Raw genomic sequence first — 23,659 nt, 5'->3', positions numbered from 1 at the left:
GCGCCGACCGCGAAGAGAAGCGAGTGACCCGCGGGGCGACATGGTCCGGAAAAAAGACAGGAAACGCTTGACCTCACCGACCCCAATCAGAGAAGTCTGCTGGGTGGTGGCGCGGTCGATCCGTCAGCAGCCGCTACGGCGGCAGGGGCCGGCAGCGCGTTGAATATTCCAAACATCATTGGCGGTGCCGGTGGCGGCGCTATCTTGACCGGCATCATCGGTGCGGTCATGAACGCGATGAAGAAATAAGTTTCGACGTTTCAGGTTTTCCAAATGGGCGGCTTCGGCCGCCCATTTCTTTTGTGCCGTTTTGATTTTTGTCGTTTGTCTTCTGCCGTTTGTGAGGGTGGTGGACGCCGTTCGCGTGTGTCTCTACATCAGGCCTGATGCAAGGTTAGAGCATTCCTGGTGCGTCCGAGGGGACGCACAGCGCTCCGACAGAGTGAAAGGACAAATATGGGCAAGCTCAACGCCAGCATCGTGCCGGTCACGCCGTTCCAGCAGAACTGCACCATCCTCTTCGACATGGACGACAAGAGCGGCGTCGTCGTCGATCCGGGCGGCGACATCGACAAGGTGCTGGCGGCGCTCAAGGACAATGCGATCACTGCCGAGGCGATCTGGATCACGCATGGCCATATCGACCATGCCGGCGGCGCCATGGAGCTGAAGGAGGCACTCGGCATCGAGATCATCGGCCCGCATGCCGCCGACCGGCCGCTGCTCGCCAATCTTGAGGCCCAGGCGAAGCGCTACGGCATCACCGATCCCGTGCGCAACTGTGTCCCCGACCGGTTTCTTGCCGAAGGCGAGACCGTTTCGTTTGGCTCACATGTGTTTGAGGTGTTCCATTGTCCGGGCCACGCGCCCGGCCACGTCGTCTACTATAATCGGGCCGCGAAGTTCGCCCATGTCGGCGACGTGCTGTTCCGCGGCTCGGTCGGCCGCACCGACCTGCCGGGCGGCGACCACGCCGCGCTGATCGCCTCGATCAAGGAGAAGCTTTTGCCGTTGGGCGACGACATCGGCTTCATCTGCGGCCATGGTCCCGGCGGCCGCTTTGGCGACGAGCGGCGGAGCAATCCGTTCCTGCTCTGAAACCGCTTGCCGGAAACAAAAAAACGCGGCCTGTGCGACCGCGCTTTTCCAGACGGGAAACTGTCTCAGTTAATTGGCGGTGCAGAAATGCTGTTCCCCGTCATAGCCGGTGAACGTGCCGGTGCGGGCGTTGAAGGTTCGGTAGCGGTCCGAGCAGTATTCGTACCAGCCACGGGTCCACGGCTCCGCATAGCTTTCGGCATAGGCCACTCGCGGTTGCATGTAGTAACGGCGGACCGGGGCAGGCCGGTAGTATTCATCATCATAGGCCGGGTCGTAATAGCGGGGCTGCGGGCTGGCGAGCGCACCGCCGATGAGGGCACCGGCCGCAAGCCCGAGGACGCCGGCCGCAACGGCGTCGCCGTTGCCGTGGTGACGGCGGTGATGGCGCCATTCGTCGGCACTGGCCGCAGGCAAGGTCGCAAGCGTGGTCGCAACGACCGCGGCGGACAGGATGGCAGTCTTGAAAATCCGGTTCATGTCGGTCTCCTTCGTGCCGGCCCGGGTCGTTTCGGGGGGATGCGGTCCGGCTTTAGCGAAGATTAATATGGGACCGTGGCTGAACGGGGGCTGAACGAAAGTTGACTGGCGGTTCGACGCGTGCGGCGAAAACCGCAGGCCAAACGGCCTGCGTCCATTCTGTCCAGGACTGGTTCAGCCGATCGACAGGTTGACGGCTTTCGGACCCTTGCCGCGCTTGTCCGGCTCGGTGTCGAATGTCACTTTCTGCCCATCCTCAAGACCGGAAAGACCCGACGCCTGCACGGCCGAAATATGGACGAAGACATCCTTTGCCCCGTCGTCCGGCGTGATGAAGCCGAAGCCCTTGGCATGATTGAAGAATTTGACGGTGCCGGTCTGCGGCATGGGAAGCTCCTTTGATCCCACAAGTCCAGTCTCGGGCCGGCAAATGCCCGGACGGAAATTTGTCCTTTATTTTAGTGCTATCGGCAAGAGAAAGTTTTGCGGGCGCCTGCAAGCATCCCAGAACACAAAAGGCGCGACGAAAACCGCCGCGCCTTTATAAAATTCAAATTCACTCCAAAGCCTTGCAGCATCCTCACACCCCGGAAGGACGCGCGGCACGCCGTGGATCAGGCGGCGCGGAGATTGACCGCTTTCGGACCCTTGCCCATACGGTCGGGCTCGACATCGAAGGTGACCTTCTGACCGTCGACGAGCGTGCGCAGCCCGGAAGCCTCGATCGCCGAGATGTGGACGAACACATCCTTGGCGCCGCCATCGGGCGTGATGAAGCCGAAGCCTTTGGTAGCGTTGAAGAATTTAACGGTGCCGGTCTGGGCCATTGGGGAAACTCCTTCACCCGTGTCAGTCTTGGTGGTTCCGCCCGCCGCCTGGCGCCGTGGGCAAGTCCCGGTGGTTGCTTCGGCAGTCATGCATTGGCGCATGGTAAAACCCCCCGCCGAAAACGGGGCTGTCAGAGATTCACAGTATCGGGGAAAGGTCGTCCAAAACGTTCCGCTCTCCGGGTCGCAAATGCCCGAACACAAAATTTATCGCACGGAAACGTGATGCTTGCAAGATAGAGCCGCGGGCCGCCCAAATGGGCACATCCCGACGCATCGCACCGATAGTTCCGGTTCTTCGCGCGGTCATCGGCCAGAAGCCACCCAGGCATGGTCCAGCAAGCGAGGCCTGTGCCGTTTTTGGGTTTGCGCCGGCAGGCCGCCCTGGTTTGCATGCCGCCAGGCTGCAAACGGGGTTGCATTCGGCAGCAGAATGGCGAGATTGACGAAGATCGGCCGACGCAGGCGCGATTTATGCGGGGGCGGGAGTTTCGAGGGAGGAAATATTCATGCGGTTTCTTGCGGCAATCTTCTCGCGGCAGGGTTTTTCCATCTTGTTCCTGTCGGCAATTCTTGCGGCCTGCACCGTCGTGGTCGATGAGGGGCCGGGGCCGCGCCCGCCAAGGCCGGAGCCGCAATTCTGCACCAAGCAATATGACCCGGTCTGCGCCCGACGCGGCGGCGACCGCCAGACCTTCGCCAATGCCTGCCTTGCTGAACGGGCCGGATACCGCATCATCCGTGAAGGGGAGTGCCGTGGCGGTGGTGGCGGCGGCGAGGAGCAGACATTCTGCACCCGCGAATACCGCCCGGTCTGTGCCCGTCGCCATGGCGAACTGCGCACATTCCCCAATGAATGCGAGGCCCGCGCGGCGGATTATCGCGTCGTCGATGACGGGCCGTGCTAGCGCACCGGCCTCACAGTTCGGCCGGATAGGCACCATCGGCGGGGCCGGCGTAGAGCTCGGCGCCGTCCTCGTTGGAGATGCGCAGGCGATCGGGGATCTGCGGCATCATCAGCGTGTGAAGCAGCGTGGCGGCGCCTTGCAGGGCGGCGCGCAGGTTCGGCGCCTCCAGCGACACTCGATCGAGTGTCGCTTCGTCGGCATCGCGCGAGCGGTAGAACTCGATTATGAAGTTCAAGCACGCCTCCAGCAGATTGTCGTGCGATCGAACCCTAGCCCTTGGACTTGGGTTTCATACCGGTCTCCGCCTGCTTGACCGCTGAGCCGAAGGGCGAGGCCGGCTTTGCAGCCACCTTGTCCTTCTTGGGCTTGCGTGTCTCGCGGTTGCTGCGCTGTTGACCCTTGGCCATTTCTGATCCCTCGTGCGTGGGTGGTAATGTGGATGTTGCTATCGGTCAGCCGGCCGGGTTGTCGACCGGTTCGAGATTGTCTTCCGTGGTGACCCGCTCATACGTCTCCTGCTCGCTACGAATGCGATATTGCGGCGAGCCGTCCTTGACCGGCAGCCGGCTCTTGATCTGGAACAGCTCTGCGGTCTTTTGGGCAAGGCCGATGCGGCTCTTCATGCGGACGGTCTGGCCGACGGTGAAGATATGCGCCGGCGTGTCCGTGCGCCGCGCACTCTGCTGGAAGCGGATCATGTGACATTCTCCTGGTCGTGCCGAAGCGCTGCTTCGAGTTCGGCGTGGTCGACGGCGACAAGCTGGCTGGTCGGGCTTTTCACCGTCCTTGCCGGCAGATGGATGAAAGTGGCGACGCGGCGCCAGGCAAGCCACGACATGCCGTCGATCAGTTCCTCGTCGTGGTCGATGTCATAGTCGCCGGCCGGCTGCACGCCATCCAGCCCGCCAAGCACGAAAGGTGCCGCGAAATGCGCGATGGAATGAGTGGTGCGGGCAGACATTCTTGTGCCTTGAAGTTCTTTCCGGCCTGGCCCCGAAAACGGGGCCTGGATTGCGGTACCGGGTGTCGGCGATCTGGAATGAGTTTGGCGGGCCGAGAACCCCTGACGCCGCGAGGGGCCAAGTATGGCCCAAAAACGGTTCCATACCAATAGTCTGAAAATGCGGCGTATTCAAGAAGATTCCGGCTTCTTGCCCCTACCAGCGTAAAATTACTCTTCTATGGTTATTTGCGAAACGATGATACGATCCCCCCGGGGCACCAAAAATTGTTTGAAGAAGTTCCGGAAGAATTCCTCCGGCATTTGTGTTTATTTAGGTATGAAGGGAATAGAGTCATGAATTCCGCAAGAACACCGGATGTCCCGACAGTTGTTGTCAATCCTGTCGTCAAGCCGACAAAGGTCATGTCGCCGCGCCTCACGATAAGAAGCGACGAGGCGGCAAGGCGAAGGATTGCCGACACAGACGGCACGGCGCGGCGGGCGCGCCAGCTTGCCGAAAGCAACCGCCTGATTTGACGCGCGGCGATGACACTGAATTTCCCCAATCCCAGCCGCTCCTATGACGCGGCGGCTAAGCGCATTCGTTTCGTGGGCCATGACGGCATGGCCGAAGTCCCGTTCTTCGTCGAGGTTGCGGCACTTTCGGCTGCAAGCCCGGCTGCAAGCGGAACCGAAGCCGAATATCTCAGCGCTTTCGATGCGCAGCGTTCGTCGATCCACGATGCTGCGCGCAAGGCCTACTCGTATGGCCGCAAGACCGTGTATGTGCTGACGCCGGCCGACTTCCGCTAGGCCGCCGGTCCGGGGGATTCGCTTCGTAGCGACCGCCGCCTGCTCTTGCACGCGCCGCAGCGATGGCCTAGATCGCGGCAGGCAGACAACACGGCAGGTTTCCCATCAACAGAAATCCAAGACAACCGGCAGGCGCACGTTACGGCTCAGGCGGGCAGCCGCCCCTGGGGCTCGACCAGTACGTGCAGCAGGCGCTGCAGCTGCACCAGGCAGGACGCCGGCAGGAAGCCGAGACGCTTTACCGGCAGGTGCTGGCGCAAAAGGCAAACCATGCCGCGGCGGCGCATTTTCTCGGGCTTTTGCTGCACCAGACCGGGCGCAGCGCCGAGGGGCTGGCGCTGATCGAACAATCGGTGCGTCTGCAGCCGAACAATCCGGATTTCCTCAACAATCTAGGCACCGTGCTGCGCGACCGCGGCCGGGTCGCGGCCGCCGCCGATCTCTTCCGCAAAGTGGTGGCAATTCGGCCGGACCAGCTGGCGGCGCGCGACAATCTCGGCTCGGCGCTGAAGCAGCTCGGCCAGTTCGAAGGCGCCGAGGATATTTATCGCGGCACGATTGGCCGCAACCCGTTCCATGTCCGCGCCCGCATCGGGCTTGCCGAAACGCTGCAGGAGGCGGGCCGGCTGGATGACGCGCTCGCCGCCTTCCGCGAGGCGCTGACGATACGGCCGAAGGATGCCGATCTTTTGCACGGCCTAGGCGTCGGGCTGATGGAGAAGGGCAGTCTCGACGAGGCTGCGGATCTTTTCAGGCAGGCGCTGGCGGTGGATCCCGGCTTGGCCAGGGCCTGGCTGATGCTCACCCAGGTCAAGCGCCAGAAGGAGCGCGACGCCGAGCTTGCCCGCATGGAGGCGGAGCACGCCAAGGCGCCGCAAGGCAGCCTGGCGCGCATGCAGCTTTCCTTCGGCCTCGGCAAGGCCAATGACGACCTCAGGGATTATGGCCGCGCTTTCGACTATTTCGCCGAAGGCAACGCGATCCGCCGCCAGGGCATCGACTACGACGCCGGCAAGACGCGCGGCGAGTTCGAGGCGATGAAGGCGGTGTTCGACAGGGCCTTTTTTGAAAAGCACCGGCCGAGCGGGATCGCCGACGACACGCCGATCTTCGTTGTCGGCATGCCGCGTTCCGGCACCACGCTGGTCGAGCAGATCATCGCCAGCCATCCGCAGGTCTATGGCGCCGGCGAGCTCAGCATATTGAAGACGGCGGTCGGCAAGCAGTTTCCGCTCAGCATAAAGGGCGGCTTTCCCTGGGGCATCGCCGACATGCTCGACAAGGCCTATGCCGAGGCCGGCCAAGCCTACCTTGACATGCTACACGCCCGCTATCCGGGTTTCCGGCACGTCACCGACAAGATGCCCGGCAATTTCCTCTTGGTCGGCTTCATCCATTTGATGCTGCCGAAGGCCAAGGTCATCCATTGCGCGCGCGATGCGGCGGCGACCTGCCTGTCGATCTACAAGGTGCACTTCCGCGGCGACAGCCACCGCTACGGCTACGATCTCGACGAACTCGCCGATTTCCACAATCTCTACACCGACATCATGGCGCATTGGCACACCGTGCTGCCGGGCGTCGTGCACGACGTTCACTACGAGGATTTCGTCGCCGACCAGGAAGGCCAGTCGCGGGCGCTGATTGCCCATCTCGGCCTGCCGTGGGACGACGCCGTGCTGTCGTTCCACCAGACCGACCGGCCGGTGCGCACGGCGTCCGCCGCGCAGGTGCGCCAGCCGATGTACCAGGGCTCGGTCGATCTGTGGAAGCGCTATGGCGACCGGCTGAAGCCGCTGCTCGACAGGCTGGCTTAAAGCGCCGCTGCGCCTAAAGCTCCATGAACGGCTGAAAGCCGCCGAAGATCATGCGCTTGCCGTCGAACGGCATCGTCGACCAGTCCGGCTTGAGACGCGGGTCGGCCATCACCTTGGCCATCACCGCGTCGCGGCTCTGCCGAGATTCATAGACGATCCATGAGAACACGACGATCTCGTCGTCCTTGGCCTGCACGGCGCGCGGGAACGAGGTGATCTCGCCATAGGGCACGTCATCGCCGACACATTCGACATAGGCAAGCGCACCGTGCTCCTTCCAGACGGCGCCGGCGGTTCCCGCCAGCTTCTTGTAGGCATCGAGCTTTGCCTTCGGCACGGCGAGTACGAAACCATCGACATAGGACATGGGGGACTCCTCCTGGGAGATTTTTCGAAGAGATGCCTCACCGGCATCGGCCGGTGAGGGCGCCTCGCCATTCGCGAAAGGTCAGGCTTTCTTCACCGGCGCGTTCATCGCCCATTCCACGCCGAAGGGGTCAGTCAGCTGGCCCCAGCGGTCGCCCCAGAACATCACTTGCAGCGGCATGGCGACCTTGCAGCCTGCCTCGACGGCCCGTTTCCACCAGTCGTCGATGTCGTCGCTGCCGAGATGGAGCTGCATTGTGTAGCCCTGCGGCTTCACAGCGGCCATTCCGTGCTCGGGATAGAAATCGGAAAGCATCAGCGTCGAGCCGTTGATGTGGAGATGGATATGCATGGTGCGGCCCTGTTCGTCCGGCGGATAGGCAAAGACCTGCTCGGCACCGAAGGCCTTTTGGTAAAATTCGGCGGCTTTGAAAGCGCCGTCCAGCTGAAGGTAGGGAGTCAATCCGCCAAGAACTTTGGCGGCGGGCTGGGTCTGCGGCTGGTCATTCATGTCGTGCTCCTCTTTGCGTTTGGTTTGCCTTTGCGAACCACAGGACGAATGAGACGGTGACAGTCCTACACGGCCGATGTTTTTTTTAAATGCCGAGTGCGGGCTCGAAATGGCGCTTGCCGCGATGGCCAGTTGGTCTCCTTCATCCTGCGATGCGAATCCGCGGGCTGTTTTGCGCGTCGACGACAATCTCCGGCCAGCCGATATCTTTGCGCAATTCCATCGGCAATGAAAGGATGGCGCGTTCGCTGCGATAACGGGCGCGAGCCGCCGAGTAACGGGTCACGGCGTGACCTATGGATGACAGAATAGACATGATGCTTTCTCCTCGATTGGCGCCGGCATCACCGTGTCGGCGTCCCAAGGACGTGGCATGCGATCATCATCCGACAGAGCGCCGGAATTTTTTTCCGCAATCCTTCAACCGCCCGCTTCGGCAACCTCCCGGAAGAATTCCTCCGGGCTGTCGACCTCGGTCAGCCGGCGTTTTTCGATCAGCCAGAAGCGGTTGCCAACCGCGCGGATGACGGAGCGATCGTGCGAGGCGAGCAGGCAGCTCGCCTGATGTTCCAGCAATTCCGCTTCCAGCGCTTCCTGGCCATCGATGTCGAGATGATTGGTCGGCTCGTCGAGCAAATAGAAGTTGGGATTGGCGAGCCTGAGCGCCAGCATCATCAGCCGCGCCTTCTGTCCGCCCGACAGCACGCCGATCCTGCGCTCCTGCATGTCGATGCTGACGCCGGCGCCCGCCAGCAGCGAGCGGGCACGCTGCTCGCCGACGTCGAATCTGCGCGACAGCATGGCCAGCGGCGTATCGTCGCCGCTAATGCCCGACAGCGCCTGGTCGCTATAGCCGAGCACCGTCGACGGCGTCACCTTCAGGCTTTGCGCCGCCGTTTCCGGCTCGACGATGGCGTTCCGGATCAGGCTGATCAGCCGTGATTTGCCGACGCCGTTACGGCCGAGCAGGACGATGCGGTCGCCTTGGCAGATGTGGCGCTTGCCGGTCCTGAACAACAGCGTGCCGTCAGGTGTTTCGACCCCCAAATCGTCGAGCGTGATCAGCACCTTGGCATGGCTGCCGCGATTGGCGAGCTTGATGGCGCCCGCCGATCTCTCGCGGTGTGCCGGCGCTGCCGCGTCTTCCAGGCGCTCTGCTCGCTGATTGAGCTGCTTGGTCTTGACCGTCAAAAGGTCGCTGCCGGAATTGATGCCGATATTGTTGAGCTTGGCGGCCTGCCGGCGCAGCTGCTGCGCCACTTTCATGTCGCGCTGGAATTTGCGCTCGGTCGAGGCGTCGACCTCGTTCAGCACAAGCCTCGCCCGCGAATAGGGCAGCGAAAACACCGGCGATTGTTCGGGGCGAAGGAACAGGGTGCGGTTGGTCGTCGCGTCGAGAAACGCCCGGTCGTGGCTGGCGATCACCACCGGCACCTCGCGCGGCAGCGCGTTCAGCCAGATCTCGAGCTGACTGATCTTGGCGAGATCGAGGTGATTGGTCGGCTCGTCGAGAAGCAGGACGTCGGGGTCGGTGACCCAGACCCGGGCAATCAGCGCCAGCCTTTGCCAGCCGCCGCTCAAGGCCCGCATCGGCCGCTCACGCATCGGCTCGGGCACGTCGAGCGAATCGAGAACGACATCGACGCGCCACAGCTCGCTTTCGGCCTGCTCGGACGGCAAGGCATCTGCCACCACCTCATGAAAGCTGCGCCCGGCCAGCGCTGCCGGGGCGACTTGCTCGACATAGCCGACGCGCAGGCCGCGCGTGCGGGTGATGTCGCCGGTGGTGGCTTCGATCTCGCCGGTCAGGCACTTCAGCAAAGTGGATTTGCCGCGCCCGTTGGCGGCGACGATGCCGAGCCGGTCGCCGGTGCCGAGATCAAGGCTGGAAAAGAGCGGCGCACGCATGGTGACGCCGAGAGACTTGAGGCTGATCAGGGCCATGTCGATTTCTCTGGTCTGGCCGGAGTGAGTTCCGGTTCAATGCACTTTGACGGTGCGCAGGCTGGCCATCAGGCTCGGCGTTGCAGCACCACAAAGGGCGGACCAAAAAATCGAAGCGGGAAGAAAAACCCGGACCGTCTCTGGTCAGCCCTGCAAGCAAGCTCGCAGGGCAGAGACAGGGCCGCGCTGACGGTGGTGAGAAAATAACACGCCCTTTCAAGACGTTCCAGTGTGGGAACTAGGCTACACCAAGGGCAGGGTCGATGGCAAGGGGGCGTGTTCGGCTGGTCGGGCCCGGCTGATTCGACACGACGGTTTTGCGCTCTCTAGACGCCTTTGATCGCCCAAGTTTGACGAATGCGATGATCAGTGTTGCCTAGGGTAGTATCGCCTTCATTGCTGGAACTATCGCCAGCAAAGTAAGCGATCGCGAGTGCCGCCCGCTGGCCTTCGTGTAGCCCGATTTGTTGCATCACGGCAGAAGCTTCGCGCCACGGCAGCGGCTCGTCCTGAATGAGAGCTTGTGCGCAGCGAAGCACTGGTTGTTTTAGTGGATGATCAGGTCCCATCGACCATTCCTCGACAAGTTCAAGCAATCTTTCCTTCGAAACTGCCTTGCCGACCGGTGGGCGGCATAGCTCGTGGAGAACACAAAAGGCTGCGTTGAGCGAGATCGACCACCCCTGCGCGATTATAGCTGAAGCCGAACTTGCGTCCGCATATGGAAAGCGAGCGTCGATCGACGGTTCAAAAGAGACTTCAGTGGAACTGTCTGGAAGTAGCATCATACCATTGTCTCAGGGAAAACGGACGACATTAGACGGACCTCAAGTGGCCACCGCTTGCTCCGAATTCCTTGTTCAGGTCAAGCAGGAAATGCCCGAACACCGTGCTTCTGCCGAGCTCGACAACAATCACGAGAACGGTGTTGAACCGGCCTGTGCCGATCAAAACTTGGTCGAACCGGTTCCGGGCGTCGCGGTAGACATAGTGGACGTCGTTCAAATAAGGCACGCCAAGTTCATCGAGATCCAGCGCATCGACATACTGCCAAATGTCTACGGCAGCGTCCGCCGTGGCGGTGACGTCTGCCATAGGCTGCACAAAGCAAGCCTTGAACTCTTCCTCTTCAAGTCTGCGAACGACCACCATCGTTCATTCTAGGCGCGGGCGCTGAAAGTCCGCAACCGCTACTGATCTCCGAAGCCTTACCGCCCCGGCCGCCCCGTCTTGCCGGGCCGGCGCTTTTCGCGGCGGGCGTCGGCGGGGTCTTCGTAGGAACCGATGCCGGCACGTTCGCGGACAATGGGTTTGGCAGAATCATTGCGATCCTTCGCGCCCCCCTCTGCCCTGCCGGGCATCTCCCCCACACGGGGGGAGATCGGCTGTGGCTTGGCCGGCACCTTTCCTTCAACCGGCTTCTCGGTCCGGCGCACTGTCATCTCGTCGAGCGAGTTTTTCTTGAACAGCGGTTTGGTCGGCTCTCCGGGGATGCCGAAATCGGAGCCGTGCGCTTCTTCGGCCGACTGTTTCTTGAACAGTGAACGCGACACCGCGCCGGCCGGCGTCGGCATGTCGGTGCCCGGCCCCATTGCGTCGAGCGACGGTTTGGCAAAGAGCGGCTTCTTGACCGGTACGGCGCCGTCGGCGCCCATCTCGTCGAGCGCGGGCTTGCGAAAGAGGTTGGGCCGGGCCGCCTCTTCGGCGGCACGTGCCTCGTCGAGTTTGCGGAAACGCTCCTGTTCCTCTGATGTACGATGTTTGGCCACGCCCTTGTTGTGCTTGCCCTTCTCGCGGCCGGAGACGGGGCTTTCCATGTCGGCATATTTGGCCAGCGGATCGTCGGAGATCGACAGTTCCATCTCGCGCAGCCGCTTGATCTCGTCGCGGATGCGGGCCGCCTTTTCGAAGTCGAGGTTGGCGGCGGCGTCGCGCATCTGCTTGTCCATCGCGTCGAGATGGGCTTTCAGATTGTTGCCCATCATCGCGCCGGCGCTGTCGGTGAACTGCGAGATGTCGGCGCGGACATGATCCTTCTCGTAGACCGAGTCCAGGATGTCGGAGATGCGCGACTTGACCGATTCCGGCGTGATGCCGTTGGCTTGGTTCCACTCCATCTGCTTTTCGCGGCGGCGGCTGGTCTCGGCCATCGCTCGTTCCATCGAGCCGGTGATCTGGTCGGCGTAGAGGATGACCTTGCCGTCGACGTTGCGGGCGGCGCGGCCGATGGTCTGGATCAGCGATGTCTCGGAGCGCAGGAAGCCCTCCTTGTCGGCATCGAGGATGGCGACGAAACCGCATTCGGGAATGTCGAGGCCTTCGCGCAACAGGTTGATACCAACGAGCACGTCGAAGGCGCCGAGCCGCAAATCGCGCAGGATCTCGATGCGCTCCAGCGTGTCGATGTCGGAGTGCATGTAGCGCACGCGAATGCCTTGCTCATGCAGATATTCGGTCAGGTCCTCGGCCATGCGCTTGGTCAGCACGGTGACCAGCGTGCGGTAGCCTGCCCTCGTCGTTTCGCGGATCTCGCCGACCACATCGTCGACCTGGCTCTTGGCCGGGCGCACTTCGACCGGCGGGTCGATCAGGCCGGTCGGGCGGATGACCTGCTCAGCGAAAACGCCGCCGGACTGTTCCATCTCCCAGCCGCCGGGCGTTGCGGAAACCGCGACGGAAAGCGGGCGCATGGCGTCCCACTCCTCGAAGCGGAGCGGCCGGTTGTCCATGCAGGACGGCAGGCGGAAACCATACTCGGCCAGCGTCGCTTTGCGGCGAAAGTCGCCGCGATACATGCCGCCGATCTGCGGTATGGTGACGTGGCTTTCGTCGACAAAGACCAACGCATTGTCGGGGATGTATTCGAACAAGGTCGGCGGCGGATCGCCAGGCTGGCGGCCGGTCAGATAACGCGAATAATTCTCGATGCCGGCGCAGGAGCCGGTCGCTTCCAGCATCTCCAGGTCGAAGCGGGTGCGCTGTTCAAGCCTCTGCGCTTCGAGCAGGCGGCCGGCCCGTTCAAGTTCGACCAGCCGGTGCTTGAGCTCGTCCTTGATCGACTTGATGGCCTGGTTCAAGGTCGGGCGCGGCGTCACATAGTGCGAATTGGCGTAGATCTTGACGCTCTTCAGCTCGCCGGTCTTCTGTCCGGTCAGCGGATCGAATTCGGTGATCGCCTCGATCTCGTCGCCGAATAGCGAGATGCGCCAGGCGCGGTCTTCAAGGTGGGCCGGGAAGATCTCGATCGTGTCGCCGCGCACCCGGAACGAGCCGCGGACGAAGTTGATGTCCTGGCGCTTATATTGCTGGGCGACGAGGTCGGCGAGCAGCGCGCGCTGGTCGAGCCGGTCGCCGATCTGCATCTGGAAGGTCATCGCGGTATAGGTCTCGACCGAGCCGATACCGTAGATGCAGGAGACCGAGGCGACGATGATGACGTCGTCGCGCTCGAGCAGCGAACGCGTCGCCGAGTGGCGCATGCGGTCGATCTGCTCGTTGATCGAGGATTCCTTCTCGATATAGGTGTCGGTCCGGGGCACATAGGCCTCCGGCTGGTAATAGTCGTAGTAGCTGACGAAATACTCGACGGCGTTTTCCGGGAAGAATTTCTTGAACTCGGAATAGAGCTGCGCGGCAAGCGTCTTGTTGGGCGCCAGGATCAGAGCGGGGCGCTGCGTCTCCTCGATCACCTTGGCCATGGTGAAGGTCTTGCCGGAGCCGGTGACGCCGAGCAGAACCTGGGTGCGGTCGTTGCTGTTGACGCCCTCGACGAGATCCTTGATCGCCGTAGGCTGGTCGCCGGCCGGCTCGAAATCCGAAACCATCTTGATGGCGATGCCGCCTTCGGATTTCTCCGGCCGGGCAGGGCGGTGCGGCGTCCACAGCACCCCGTCCTTGTGCAGCGGATTGCCGGATTCGATCAGCGCCGACAGCGCCGCGACGGTGGCGGTGACGCCGCCCGAGGCCATCGTCTCGGCCTCTTCCAGTGAGACGTCGAGGCCGGCGACAGGATTGAGACCGGCCGCAGTGCGCTCCCGCGCCGAGGCCGCCCCGCCCATCGAGGTACCGCGTGCCGTACGGCCGGGGGAAGAGGAGCGCTCGGGGATTTTCTTCGCCGGCTTCGGCGATTTGCCGCCGTCTTTGCCGGAAAGGCGCCCTTCCTTCTCGGCTTCCTGCTCGATCTGCTCGGCCCAGTCGGCGATCGAGCCGGTCAGCGGCGCGCCGGTGAACTCGGCCTGCGGCGCTTCGGCAAAGCCGCCCTTGTGCAGCGGCTCCGAGGCATCGAGGAAATCGGTCAGCGGGCTGCGCCGCTTGGGGGGCGAAGCGCGATCGTCATTCGCCGGCGGCGGCGTTTTCTTGTCGGAGAGTCTGGCCATGGCCCCGAATATGGGAGGTATCGGCCAAAATGGAAAGAGCGGAGTGGTGAGGGGCGCGAGGCGCAATTTGGCTGCTGACAGCAGGGTGTCAGGAGGCGCGTCCAAATATGCCCCTCAATTAAACCACAGCGCAAATGTCAGAAACCCGGCGCCGCCGAACTGACGCTGGATCTGGTTGAACTCCTCGCTGGTGAGAATCTTCCCGCGTTCGAGATAGGGCGCGATGGCTGGACCGGTGATCGACAGCACCAGGTCGAAGGGCTTTGGCTCATCAAAGAAGCGCTTCATGTTGATGCCTTTGTCGGCGATGCGGAAATGCGGCAGCAAGGTGCGGCCCTCCAGAAGATCCTCGGCCATAGCCAGGGCGCCGAGCCAGGCCTGCACCTGCTGCTCACCGACTTCGAGGCCGGTGAGTGGGCTGGCGCCTTTCTGCTGCGGCCCGGGAAGCCATTCGCGGTCATTGTCGGTTTCGGTGCGAATGGCTTTCCAGTCCTCGCGCGACAGCCGGATCATTTCCATGAGATGGCGGCGTGCCGCTTGCCGGCGCTCTGGCTCGACCACTTGCCAGTTGATCAGATGGACCAGCGAAATGAAATCGGCGAGGCGCCATTCGGACGACAGAATGCCGCCATTCATGCCGCCGTCCAGCGGCACGAGCGTGTCCTGCAGCGGCAGTTTTGCGCGCGGAAACAGCATGTGGAACGAGCCGTCGAACGTGTTGCTGAAATCATGTGCCAGCCAGAAATCGGCCTGCGCCATCAGGAACTCGGCATAGCCCTGCAGCCAATAGCCGTCGGCGCGGTCGAAGCGGAAGGTGAGGGCGGGTGCGGCCGCGTCTGGCGCACCGCCGCCGCGTGACAGCGACGCCATGATCGCCGCAGCGCTTTCGTCCGGCGCAATCGTGCCGTCCTCGTTGAGGTCGATGCCGAGACGGGTGAGGTCGATGACCATGCCGATCTCCGCGTCGGCGGGCACGGAGCCGAGCGTGGCGGCGGATTTCTCCAACCGGTCGCGGAAGGCGACGAGAATGGCGCGGAATTGTTCGTAGGTTAGCGGCTCGGGATTGGCATTGTCCGGCACCGGCAGCCGCATCAGCGGCAGCATGAACGATTGCGGGCTGTCGAAACCGTGGCGGTGCAGACCGCTGGCCAGGATCTCCAACGCGGTGAAGAATTCGCCGGCGCCGGCGGCATAGGCCGATGCCGGATCGCCGGGCGCTGCGGCTTCCAGCGCGGCAAGGGCGCTGTCGCGTTCGGCCACGGTTTTTGCCTCGAACAGGGCCGCCGGTTCGGGAGCCGCGGCGCTGGCCGAAGACAGCGGCAGGAAAAGAACGATGGCGCCTGCCATCAGCCTCGAAAAACGCGTCATCTTGGTCGCCCCTCTTTGTCGCTCCGCACGAACCATACACCCATTTGGTTCACGGTGCCTGTTACCTTCGGACAGGCCGGTCATCATTTCATTTGTATTTCATCTGTGCTGAGAGTCGACGCTTCAACCGATCCGGCAGACGGTCTACACAGGGCAAACCATTGGGCGTCGCGTGTCGAATTATCCGCTTTCCTACAAACTGTCATGGCTGCCGCGCTTCCTCCGGCCTTCGCTCGACGGCGACGACCGCGGCTTCGCGCCGGCGGCAGCGACCCTGCTCGAGCCGATGCCGGCACGGGTGGTGCGGCTGGCTTTCGTCGGCGATATCTCGGCAGTCGCCAATCGCGATACGCCGGAATGCGATCCGGCGATTGCGGCACTGCTCGCCTCGGCCGATCTCGTGGTCGGCAATTGCGAAAGTCCGGTGGTGGAACGGCCAAGTGCTGTCTTGGGCACCAGGCTTGGCACGCGCCATGCGATGAGCGAGCGGTTTCTTGCCGAGGCGCTGGCAGCCGCCGGTATCTCGCGCGAAAAACTGGTGCTGTCGCTGGCCAACAACCATGTGCTCGACCAGGGCATTGCGGGCTTCGACGAGACGGTCGCCGCGGTGGCGCGGCTCGGCATCCGCACGATCGGTGCTGGGGCTCCAGTCGAGCGGTTTGCGGTCGGAGCGCTGACAATAGGCTTTGCCGCCTTCACCCTTTGGCGCAATGCCGACGCGGCTCAGTTCGGGGGCCGTGTCTCGATGGCAAGCAATCCGGCGCAATGGCCGCGCGACGCCGCTGAGGGTGTCGACCTCTTATGCGTGGTACCGCACTGGGATTGGGAATTCCGACATTTTCCGCGTGCGAAAACGCGCACACTGGCGCGGCTTCTGGCCGAACATGGCGTCGGCCTGGTCGCCGGACATCATGCCCATGTCGTGCAGCCGATCGAGCGGATCGGCAAGACGCTCGTCGCCTATGGACTCGGCGATTTCTTCGGCACTGCCTTGGCGCGCCAGCCCTGGCCCGGCCGCATCGGCGCCATTTTCGTCGTCGATATCAGCGCCGATCCCAGCACCCGCGGGGCCATCGCCGCCTACCGGCTGCATGCCTTCATGCGGCTGCGCGCCGGCGACCATGAGCGGCTGGTGCCGGTTGAAGCGCTGGCGGGAAAATCGAGGCAAAAGGCTCAGGCCCGCCTCGATGCGATCCTCGGTGCCGCGCGTTGATGGCTGCGCTGACGCAGCCCGCAAAACCGGCTATCATGCCCCACACGGGCAGGCTTGTGACGGCGGGTTGGCGATGGAAACTGCGGATTTCATGCCGAGCGAAGCGGTGATCGCCGGCATCAAGAAGGACATCGAGGCCTATGAGGCCGAAAGGGCTTCGGCCCATCGTCAGACGGGCTGGCGGGTGCCGCTGTTCATCGGGCTGGTGCTGGTGTTCGTCGCGTTTGTGGCCTGGCTCTTCAACGGGGTTGCCGACCCCAACGAGCAGTGGTTCTCGACCCCACATGTGTTCCTCTATATCGGCGGATTCCTGGCTGCGATCCTGCTCTATTTCCAAGCGATCAAGCCGGCGAGCAAATTGCAGCAGTCGTTTCGCAGCACGCTGTTGCCGGTCATCTTCGGCTTCATCGAGGACATGCAGTACCGGCACAACGTCAAGCCGAATTCGTTCGACCGGCTGCCGCGCGAGACGGTTGGTCCGTTCAACCGACAGTCTTTCGACGATGTTTTCTCCGGCCGCTACGAAGAGTTTCCGTTCGAGCTTTACGAAGCAGATCTCCGGGAAGGGACGGGCAAGAGCACGACGGCAGTGTTCAAGGGCGTCATCGTCGCCTTCGAGACGATCGTGCCGTTCCCCGGCACATTGGTGGCCGCGCGCCGGACCAACAGGGCCGTCGGCTTCTTCCGCGGCATTTTCGGCAGCAAGATGCAGGAGCTGTCCTGCGGCGTGCCGGAGCTCGATGCCGCCTACGAGTTCCGCACCGACAATATCGAGGCGGCGCGGCCGCTGGTGACCGGCCGGCTGGCGCAGGCACTGCAATGGCTCGGCGAAACCCGGCCGAACGATCCGGCACGCGTTGCGCTCAACGGCAGCGACGGTTTCCTGCTGTTGCCGCAGGAAAGGAATTTTTTCGAGTTGCCGGACATCTCCACGCGCCTCGACTACACCAAGCATGTCGCGCCGATGATCGCCGACATGGGCGCGATCCTGGCGACCGCGGCGCTGGTGCGCAAGATCGGTGTGAAGGACTAGGCGGTGGAATAGCCGGAAGGCATCGTTTTTCCGCGTTAGCGCCGCCCCTCATTGCCCTGCCGGGCATTTCTCCCCGTATAGTGACGGGGAGAAAGGCGCTTTCATCAACGCTTTCGCCAGTTTTCGACGTCGCAAGATGAGCGCGAAGGTTGCAGTTACTCCCTTCTCCCCGTCACTATACGGGGAGAAGGTGCCGGCAGGCGGATGAGGGGCGGCGCGACAGCCGATATGCTTGCTTTATCTGTTCTTTGGCCACCGATTTCATGTCGTATCGGCGCTCCCGTCAAGCGCCGGTATGGTTTTTGTCTCAATCCGGCGCTATCGATGGGACAGTGGGGTGGGGCTACGGTCGAGGAACGCAAGGGGTTTCGCCTGTCGCGGCGGTTGCTGCTGGGTGCGGCGGTAGTCGGCGGCGCGATGCTGTGGGGCGGGACGACCGTGGCGCGGCTGGCGCGTGGTCCGTCGGGGCAGAAGAATTCCGGGCGCATCGCCGACATTGACGGCATCGACCTGGCGCTGAAGCCGCTGGAGAACGCGCCGGCGTACGATCCATCGCTGCCATGGCTGACCAAGGGTGGCGACATCAACGATGCCAGCGGCCTGTCGGTGACGCCGGTCTACGGCGTCGTCGAAGTCAGCGAGGAAGACCACATTGCGAGCGCGCTGGGCTTTGCCCGGGCCAATGGCCTAAAGATCTCGGTCGCGGCGGTGCGCCATTCGATGGGCGGCCACGCCTTCGACGACAATGCGCTGGTGCTCGACATGCGCAAATTCAACAAAGTCGGCGTCGATGCGGCGGCGAAGACGATGACCTTGCAGCCGGGCGCGCGCTGGCACGACATCCAGGACCTTTTGCACCCGCGCTTCGCTGTGAAGGCGATGCAGTCGACCGACATCTTTTCGGTCGGCGGCTCGCTGTCGGTCAACGCCCACGGCATGGACCATCAGGCCGGCTCGGTCGCCGGCTCGATCCGCTCGATGCGGGTGATTCTGGCCGACGGCTCGGTGACGACCTGCTCACCGACCGAAAACACCGAGCTGTTCCGCCACGTCGTCGGCGGCTACGGCCTGTTCGGCGTGGTGCTGGAGGCGACGCTCGACATCGTCGACAACGCCGTCTACCGGACCTCGCGCGCGATCATCAAATCGGACGATTTTCCGAAATTCTTTGCCGAGGTGCTGGAGCCCAACAGGGACATCGGCCTGTTCTACGGCCATTTGTCGACGGCACCGGGCAACTTCCTCGAAGACATGATCGTCTACCGCTACGACAAGGTGGCCGACCAGCCGCCGGCCGACCAGCCGGCAATCGGCGAACCGGGTTCGGTTGGGCTCAAGCGGGTGATCATCAACCTGGCGAAATGGGGCAGCCTGTTCCAGGAGCTGAAATGGTTCACCGAAAAGACGCTGGAGCCGAAATTCGAGAGCTGCACTGTGGCGCGGACGACGGCAATGGCCGAAGGCGAGGCCTGCCTGGTCACGCGCAACAACCCGATGCACGATTCAGTGCCCTATCTGTTCAACGACCTGCTCGACGAAACCGACATATTGCATGAATATTTTATCCCGCGGGCAGCCTATAACCCGTTCATCGCGGAAGCGCGCGAGATCCTGCGCAACCAGAGCCTGCCGGTGCTCAACGCCTCGGTGCGCATCGTCCACAAAGAGGATGTGGCGCTGAATTATGCGCCGGAGCCGGCCTATTCGCTCGTGCTCTACATCAATCAGCCGACCGACGCCGACGGCAATGCCAGGATGCGGGCGCTGACAAGGGCGCTGATCGACGTGACGATCAAGCATGGCGGGCGGTTTTTCCTGCCTTACCAGCTCCATTATACGGGCAAGGAGCTGCTTGCCTCCTATCCGGAACTGCCGTCTTTCCTGGCGAAGAAGCGGCAATACGATCCGGGCGAGCTGTTTTCGTCTACTTTTTATCGCGCCATCAAAGCACTGATCGGAACGGCCTGAGGGCCGGTTACAGACCGTCAGGCAGTTTCGCCGCCAGCCAGTTCGCCGAGCGCTTGGCGATGCCGATCGTTGCCGATGCGGCGCGGCCGAGATCGCTCTTGACCACGGCGTAACCGGTCGTCGTGCGGTAGAGCATGGCGCGGCCGCCATCGACCGCCGCTTCGTAGGCGACCGGCCGGACGGCTTCTGTTTCCGTCGCCGTCGCCTGCGTTCCGACCGCAGCGCTGGGCCGATGGCTCAGTTCCGATGGCAGCGGATCTGTCGCGGCCGTGCTAGCCGTCGTCAATTCAGGCTCGGAAGCGGTCGCGAGCTGCGATGACGAAGACGAGTTCTGTGTCCGGCAGATGCCCGAGACCAGCGGATAATCGAAATTGCGCTCGTGCAGCATCTGGCTTTTCATCGCCGCTTCGCATTCTGCGATGGTCGACCATTTGGCGGGCGTCTCGCCGATATACTCGCAAAGCCTGGCGTCGCAGTCGCAGCCGACGATGGTCATGGCGACAAGGGCGGTCTTGATCACGGTCTTGTCCCTTCGAGTTGCCTGGCGCATGTGCGCAAGATCAAAGTGCTACGGCGTCATCAATCGTTGCGGAACAAGGCGGGATTTGGCCGCGATTGTGGAATGAGCGTGGCGGAGCATCACGCAACGTCTTGCGGAGGCCGGCTGTGACCGAAAGGCCTCAGTAATCGTAGACGTGTTCGAGCCTGGCGCCTGCCGTCATCAGCGCCGGCAGCACGATGTGCAGCTTGCGCACGGCGACGGTCAGCCCGGTGCGGCGCGTCGCTGGCTCTGCCGGAAGCGGATAGCTGAACAAAGCGCGCGCGCCTTCGGGAACATTGATTTCGTCATTGGAAAGCATGGTGAGCATGATCTCGTCATTGCCGCCGATCTCGACGAAGGAGACGCCCTTGTCGATCAGGCGCGGGATCATGTCGGTGAACACCTGATAGCGCTTGGTGACGAAGATCGCGCCGTCGGCGCCGAGATCGCGCTCCAGCAAGGTGTCGGGTTCGTTGCGCGTCACTTCGCCGACCGGACCCTTGGCCCAGACATGAATGTCAAGCAAGGCCGGATCGGTGGTGGCGGCGAGCGCCGACTTGATCAGATCGGCATAGCCCTGCTTGATCGTGTCGGCGAGGCCGAAGGCGAGCTTGCGTTCGCCGGTGCGGACGGCGCTGTCGTCCGCTGCCGGCTGGACGCCAAACAGGCCGGCGCGCTTTTCGGCGTACGGAAACTGGTACCACGGCACCTGGTCGAGAAAGCCGGCATAATCGGCCGCCACCTTGGCCTGGTAGATGTCGACGGCGGTTCGCTTGCCGGCGGTCGCCTCGGTGATGCGGCCGACCGTATTCTCATACGCCCACTGGATGGCGTGCTCGATCGTGTGGCTGGTGCCGATGATCACCAGCATCTGGTGGTTGTCGAGGTTGAACTTGTAGGCGGAACTGGCGCGGATGACCGTCGCATAGTCCTGCCAGAAGCGGCCGATATAGGAGAGATAGGGAAAACCGCTCGGCTGGTTCTTGTCGACGAAGCCGGCATATTCGCGGGCGGCGTAGACGATGGCCCATTCCGGATAGGTGAGAAAGGTCGATTCCTCCGGCCGCTGGTAGCCGGGGATTTCGGCACGGACCTTGTCGGCCAGCGCCTTCGGCGGGGCACCCACGGCGATGCCCGGCAATGGTGTTGTGTCCAGCGACGGCGTCGTGAGAAAGCCGTAGGCCAGCCCGGCGATCGGGATCAACACGACAATGACGACGAGCCAGAGGATCGCCTTGATGATGCGCTTCAGCCAGCGGAACAGGAACATGGCCGGTCAGGCCGTGGCGAAATGGTCGTAGACGCGTTTCGACAGCCAGAACCCGACATAGACGGCGAAGCCGCCGATGACGATGTGCGGCAGGTTGGCGAAGAAGCGGGCCGGAAATTCGATGTCGTTCAAGGAGCGGAAGCCGTTGATGAAGATGCCGCCATCGAGGCAGCCGGAACCGGTGACCAGCCCGAGCACGCCGTCGAACAGATAGACCGAGCCGAACAGCTTGAAATAGAACACCGCCTGGCGGTGCGAGATGAAGGCGGCGGCCAGCGCCCAGACGCCGGAGAAGGCGTGCAGCAAATCATCATACCACTGCAGCGAGAACAGGCCGAACAGATTGCCGCCGGCATCGTTGAAGGCCGGCACATAGCCGATGGCAACAACACCGAAGAACAGGAAAGCATAGGCAACAGCAAGCTTTTGGATGAGCGTCATGAAATGTCCCCCTGCCGTCAGCCCTTTCAAACGGCCCCCGACGGCCAATGGATAGTAGCTGATTTTGGCGTGGGGTGAAGCGTCGCCGGCAAAATCGTCAGGCGGAGCCACAAAGACAGTCGGCGCCGGGATTTCTCCCAGCGCCTCCCTGTCAGATCAGGACACGGTCGCGGCAGCAACTCCCGAAAGATGTCGCGCCATGCCGGCCTTGATTTTGACGGTCCTGCCAGTCGCCGCCCGAGGGCAGCGTCCGTTCCGGACCACGCCGGTCTCCACTCTTGCGAGCTTTGCCCAGCGCGCCATCGAAGGTTTTTGCCGTCCTTCATGGCAGCATCGGTCCGCCGTCGGCGTTCGCACGCTTTCCGCGGCCCCGTAGGTCTCGGCTTCCATCCCTCCAACAGGCAAGCCTGTTCTCGTTCAGGGCCGTACGGGCCTCAGGAAATCCGCCGTTCCGCTTTGCCTTTCGGCGTGGCGATCGGTAGCCGCCTGAGATGGGTTTAATGTACGGGGGATAAGCGTTTGGCGAAACTGCCGCAAGCCTGTGAATAGCGGGATTATCGGGGACTGACCCTGCCAAAATAGCGACTTTCCGATCTCTGCCGCCGCCGGCCGGGATTTGCCGCCTCGATGCGGAAGCCGCATTGTCGGACATTCGATCTTGCCCCGCGGGCCGGCGTGGGCTTCAATGCCGGCAAATGATTGGAAGGCGTGTTCGATGGCCTTGGGGAGGCAGGCTTGAAGGTCGCGGTGGTTCTCAATCCGATCGCCGGCGGCGGCAGGCTCAAGCGGCATTGGCCCGAGGTTGCGGCTTCGTTGAAAAGACATTTCGGCGATTTCGAGCTGCGTGAAACGCAGGCCGAGGGCGATGCCGAAAGGCTGGCGCTCGACCTTGCCGCCATCGGCTTCGAGCTGGTGATCGCGGCCGGCGGCGACGGCACCGCCAGCGAGGGTGCCGACGGGCTGCTGACAGCTTTCCGGGAAAGCGGCCGGACGGCCGAGCTCGGGCTGCGGCCGTGCGGCACCGGCATCGACTTCGCGCGCGGGCTCGGCCTGTCGAACAACGTCGACCTGACGCTGAAGCGGATTGCCGAGGCCAAAGGGCGCAAGGTCGATGCCGGCTGCATCAGCTATGTCGACGACCACGGCGCGCTGGCCAGCCGCCATTTCATCAACATCGCCAGCCTGGGGCTTTCCGGCGCCACCGACCGCGCGGTCAACGCCGACAAGCGCAAGGGCAAGGTTTCGGCCAAGGCACTGTTCTACTGGCGCACGGTCTGGGAGTTCCTCCGCTACCGGTTCCAGGAGGTTGCGATCACCGTCGACGACGGTGCCCCGGTCGAGGCGCGCATGGCGCTGGTGGCGGTGGCCAACGGAAAATTCTTCGGTGGCGGCATGATGATCGCGCCCGACGCCGAGCTTAACGACGGCGAGTTCGACATCGTCATCCTGCGCGCCGCCGGCAAGCTGAAGCTGATCTGGGACATTCGCCTGCTCTATGGCGGGCGGCACCGCAACCATCCGGCGATCACCATCCTGCGCGGCAAGAAAGTGGTTGTCGAGCCGCTCGGCGATGTGCAAAAGAACGCCGCGCTGATCGACATAGACGGCGAATCGCCGGGTCGCATACCGGCAACCTTCGAGATCCTGCCCGGCGCATTGACGCTGAGATATTGAATCAAGCTGTTAAAACTTTGATTCAGTTGACTGCGGCTCTGGTTCCGGCGATCTCTCCAATCGACTGA

The 23,659-nt window shown here is 62.9% G+C and carries 26 protein-coding genes; 9 read left to right on the top strand and 17 right to left on the bottom strand.

Annotated features, from left to right (window positions below):
• Positions 1–456: 456 nt before the first annotated feature.
• Entirely contained in the window at positions 457–1,098 is a 642-nt protein-coding gene (locus tag NKJ08_RS22235; protein ID WP_352523191.1) for an MBL fold metallo-hydrolase, read from the top strand.
• Positions 1,099–1,167: 69 nt separating this feature from the next.
• On the opposite strand, the gene NKJ08_RS22230 is transcribed toward NKJ08_RS22235, so the two are convergent.
• From NKJ08_RS22230 to NKJ08_RS22220, 3 genes are all read right to left on the bottom strand, one after another.
• Positions 1,168–1,578, bottom strand: coding sequence for a BA14K family protein (locus NKJ08_RS22230; protein ID WP_352523193.1), 411 nt, complete (start codon positions 1,576–1,578; stop codon positions 1,168–1,170).
• 174 nt (positions 1,579–1,752) lie between these two features.
• Positions 1,753–1,965: a cold-shock protein gene (locus tag NKJ08_RS22225; protein WP_292418807.1), complete on the bottom strand. Its 213-nt coding sequence runs from the start codon at positions 1,963–1,965 to the stop codon at positions 1,753–1,755.
• A 227-nt stretch (positions 1,966–2,192) separates the two neighbouring features.
• A complete protein-coding gene (locus tag NKJ08_RS22220) occupies positions 2,193–2,405 on the bottom strand; it encodes a cold-shock protein (RefSeq protein ID WP_006202520.1) in 213 nt (70 codons plus the stop codon).
• A gap of 509 nt (positions 2,406–2,914) precedes the next feature.
• On the opposite strand from NKJ08_RS22220, the gene NKJ08_RS22215 reads away from it, so the two are divergent.
• On the top strand, positions 2,915–3,313 hold the full coding sequence (locus tag NKJ08_RS22215) for a Kazal-type serine protease inhibitor family protein (protein WP_352523195.1): 399 nt from the start codon (positions 2,915–2,917) through the stop codon (positions 3,311–3,313).
• A gap of 10 nt (positions 3,314–3,323) precedes the next feature.
• Here NKJ08_RS22215 and NKJ08_RS22210 read toward each other — a convergent pair whose 3' ends face one another.
• Genes NKJ08_RS22210 through NKJ08_RS22195 form a run of 4 tightly spaced genes read right to left on the bottom strand, consistent with a single transcriptional unit; the run spans position 3,324 to position 4,274 of the window.
• Positions 3,324–3,548 carry a hypothetical protein gene (locus NKJ08_RS22210; protein ID WP_352523196.1) on the bottom strand — a complete coding sequence of 75 codons (225 nt, stop codon included), beginning with the start codon at positions 3,546–3,548 and terminating at the stop codon, positions 3,324–3,326.
• 34 nt (positions 3,549–3,582) lie between these two features.
• On the bottom strand, positions 3,583–3,720 hold the full coding sequence (locus tag NKJ08_RS22205) for a hypothetical protein (RefSeq protein ID WP_352523197.1): 138 nt from the start codon (positions 3,718–3,720) through the stop codon (positions 3,583–3,585).
• 45 nt (positions 3,721–3,765) lie between these two features.
• Complete coding sequence (locus NKJ08_RS22200; RefSeq protein WP_352523199.1) at positions 3,766–4,011, bottom strand: hypothetical protein; 246 nt, start codon at positions 4,009–4,011, stop codon at positions 3,766–3,768.
• Positions 4,008–4,274: a hypothetical protein gene (locus NKJ08_RS22195; RefSeq protein ID WP_352523201.1), complete on the bottom strand. Its 267-nt coding sequence runs from the start codon at positions 4,272–4,274 to the stop codon at positions 4,008–4,010. The genes NKJ08_RS22200 and NKJ08_RS22195 overlap by 4 nt, the downstream gene beginning before the upstream one ends.
• A 336-nt stretch (positions 4,275–4,610) precedes the next feature.
• On the opposite strand from NKJ08_RS22195, the gene NKJ08_RS22190 reads away from it, so the two are divergent.
• From NKJ08_RS22190 to NKJ08_RS22180, 3 genes are all read left to right on the top strand, one after another.
• Positions 4,611–4,793 (top strand): hypothetical protein, encoded by a 183-nt coding sequence (locus NKJ08_RS22190; protein ID WP_352523202.1) that lies wholly within the window; start codon positions 4,611–4,613, stop codon positions 4,791–4,793.
• 9 nt (positions 4,794–4,802) lie between these two features.
• A complete protein-coding gene (locus tag NKJ08_RS22185; protein ID WP_352523204.1) occupies positions 4,803–5,069 on the top strand; it encodes a DUF1488 family protein in 267 nt (88 codons plus the stop codon).
• A gap of 182 nt (positions 5,070–5,251) precedes the next feature.
• A complete protein-coding gene (locus tag NKJ08_RS22180; RefSeq protein WP_352783313.1) occupies positions 5,252–6,886 on the top strand; it encodes a sulfotransferase in 1,635 nt (544 codons plus the stop codon).
• Between the two features lie 13 nt (positions 6,887–6,899).
• Here the strand turns inward: NKJ08_RS22180 and NKJ08_RS22175 are convergent, their stop codons facing one another.
• The 7 genes from NKJ08_RS22175 to NKJ08_RS22145 form a co-directional block, all read right to left on the bottom strand.
• On the bottom strand, positions 6,900–7,253 hold the full coding sequence (locus NKJ08_RS22175) for a DUF1428 domain-containing protein (protein ID WP_352523207.1): 354 nt from the start codon (positions 7,251–7,253) through the stop codon (positions 6,900–6,902).
• An 81-nt stretch (positions 7,254–7,334) separates the two neighbouring features.
• Entirely contained in the window at positions 7,335–7,763 is a 429-nt protein-coding gene (locus NKJ08_RS22170) for a VOC family protein (protein ID WP_352523208.1), read from the bottom strand.
• 420 nt (positions 7,764–8,183) lie between these two features.
• Positions 8,184–9,707, bottom strand: coding sequence for an ABC-F family ATP-binding cassette domain-containing protein (locus NKJ08_RS22165; RefSeq protein WP_352776677.1), 1,524 nt, complete (start codon positions 9,705–9,707; stop codon positions 8,184–8,186).
• Between the two features lie 326 nt (positions 9,708–10,033).
• On the bottom strand, positions 10,034–10,495 hold the full coding sequence (locus NKJ08_RS22160; RefSeq protein WP_352523212.1) for a hypothetical protein: 462 nt from the start codon (positions 10,493–10,495) through the stop codon (positions 10,034–10,036).
• 28 nt (positions 10,496–10,523) lie between these two features.
• Complete coding sequence (locus NKJ08_RS22155) at positions 10,524–10,859, bottom strand: hypothetical protein (protein WP_352523213.1); 336 nt, start codon at positions 10,857–10,859, stop codon at positions 10,524–10,526.
• Between the two features lie 56 nt (positions 10,860–10,915).
• Entirely contained in the window at positions 10,916–14,083 is a 3,168-nt protein-coding gene (gene uvrB / locus NKJ08_RS22150) for an excinuclease ABC subunit UvrB (protein ID WP_352523214.1), read from the bottom strand.
• A gap of 114 nt (positions 14,084–14,197) precedes the next feature.
• On the bottom strand, positions 14,198–15,451 hold the full coding sequence (locus NKJ08_RS22145; RefSeq protein ID WP_352523216.1) for a hypothetical protein: 1,254 nt from the start codon (positions 15,449–15,451) through the stop codon (positions 14,198–14,200).
• Positions 15,452–15,623: 172 nt separating this feature from the next.
• Here NKJ08_RS22145 and NKJ08_RS22140 point away from each other — a divergent pair, with 172 nt between their 5' ends.
• The 3 genes from NKJ08_RS22140 to NKJ08_RS22130 all read left to right on the top strand — a co-directional run bounded on the left by NKJ08_RS22140 (position 15,624) and on the right by NKJ08_RS22130 (position 19,665).
• Entirely contained in the window at positions 15,624–16,664 is a 1,041-nt protein-coding gene (locus NKJ08_RS22140) for a CapA family protein (protein WP_352523217.1), read from the top strand.
• Between the two features lie 73 nt (positions 16,665–16,737).
• Positions 16,738–17,697 carry a hypothetical protein gene (locus NKJ08_RS22135; RefSeq protein ID WP_352776679.1) on the top strand — a complete coding sequence of 320 codons (960 nt, stop codon included), beginning with the start codon at positions 16,738–16,740 and terminating at the stop codon, positions 17,695–17,697.
• Positions 17,698–18,021: 324 nt separating this feature from the next.
• Positions 18,022–19,665, top strand: coding sequence for an FAD-binding oxidoreductase (locus NKJ08_RS22130; RefSeq protein WP_352783308.1), 1,644 nt, complete (start codon positions 18,022–18,024; stop codon positions 19,663–19,665).
• Positions 19,666–19,672: 7 nt separating this feature from the next.
• Here NKJ08_RS22130 and NKJ08_RS22125 read toward each other — a convergent pair whose 3' ends face one another.
• From NKJ08_RS22125 to NKJ08_RS22115, 3 genes are all read right to left on the bottom strand, one after another.
• Complete coding sequence (locus NKJ08_RS22125) at positions 19,673–20,185, bottom strand: hypothetical protein (RefSeq protein ID WP_352523222.1); 513 nt, start codon at positions 20,183–20,185, stop codon at positions 19,673–19,675.
• 160 nt (positions 20,186–20,345) lie between these two features.
• Positions 20,346–21,476 carry a hypothetical protein gene (locus NKJ08_RS22120; RefSeq protein ID WP_352523224.1) on the bottom strand — a complete coding sequence of 377 codons (1,131 nt, stop codon included), beginning with the start codon at positions 21,474–21,476 and terminating at the stop codon, positions 20,346–20,348.
• Between the two features lie 6 nt (positions 21,477–21,482).
• Positions 21,483–21,917: a DUF4383 domain-containing protein gene (locus tag NKJ08_RS22115; protein ID WP_023719157.1), complete on the bottom strand. Its 435-nt coding sequence runs from the start codon at positions 21,915–21,917 to the stop codon at positions 21,483–21,485.
• A gap of 735 nt (positions 21,918–22,652) precedes the next feature.
• Here NKJ08_RS22115 and NKJ08_RS22110 point away from each other — a divergent pair.
• Complete coding sequence (locus NKJ08_RS22110; protein WP_352783305.1) at positions 22,653–23,591, top strand: diacylglycerol/lipid kinase family protein; 939 nt, start codon at positions 22,653–22,655, stop codon at positions 23,589–23,591.
• Positions 23,592–23,659 lie beyond the last annotated feature (68 nt).

It is taken from the genome of Mesorhizobium sp. M0244 (genome assembly GCF_040321795.1).
Classification (GTDB): domain Bacteria; phylum Pseudomonadota; class Alphaproteobacteria; order Rhizobiales; family Rhizobiaceae; genus Mesorhizobium.
This window is presented reverse-complemented; position numbering and strand designations above follow the sequence as displayed.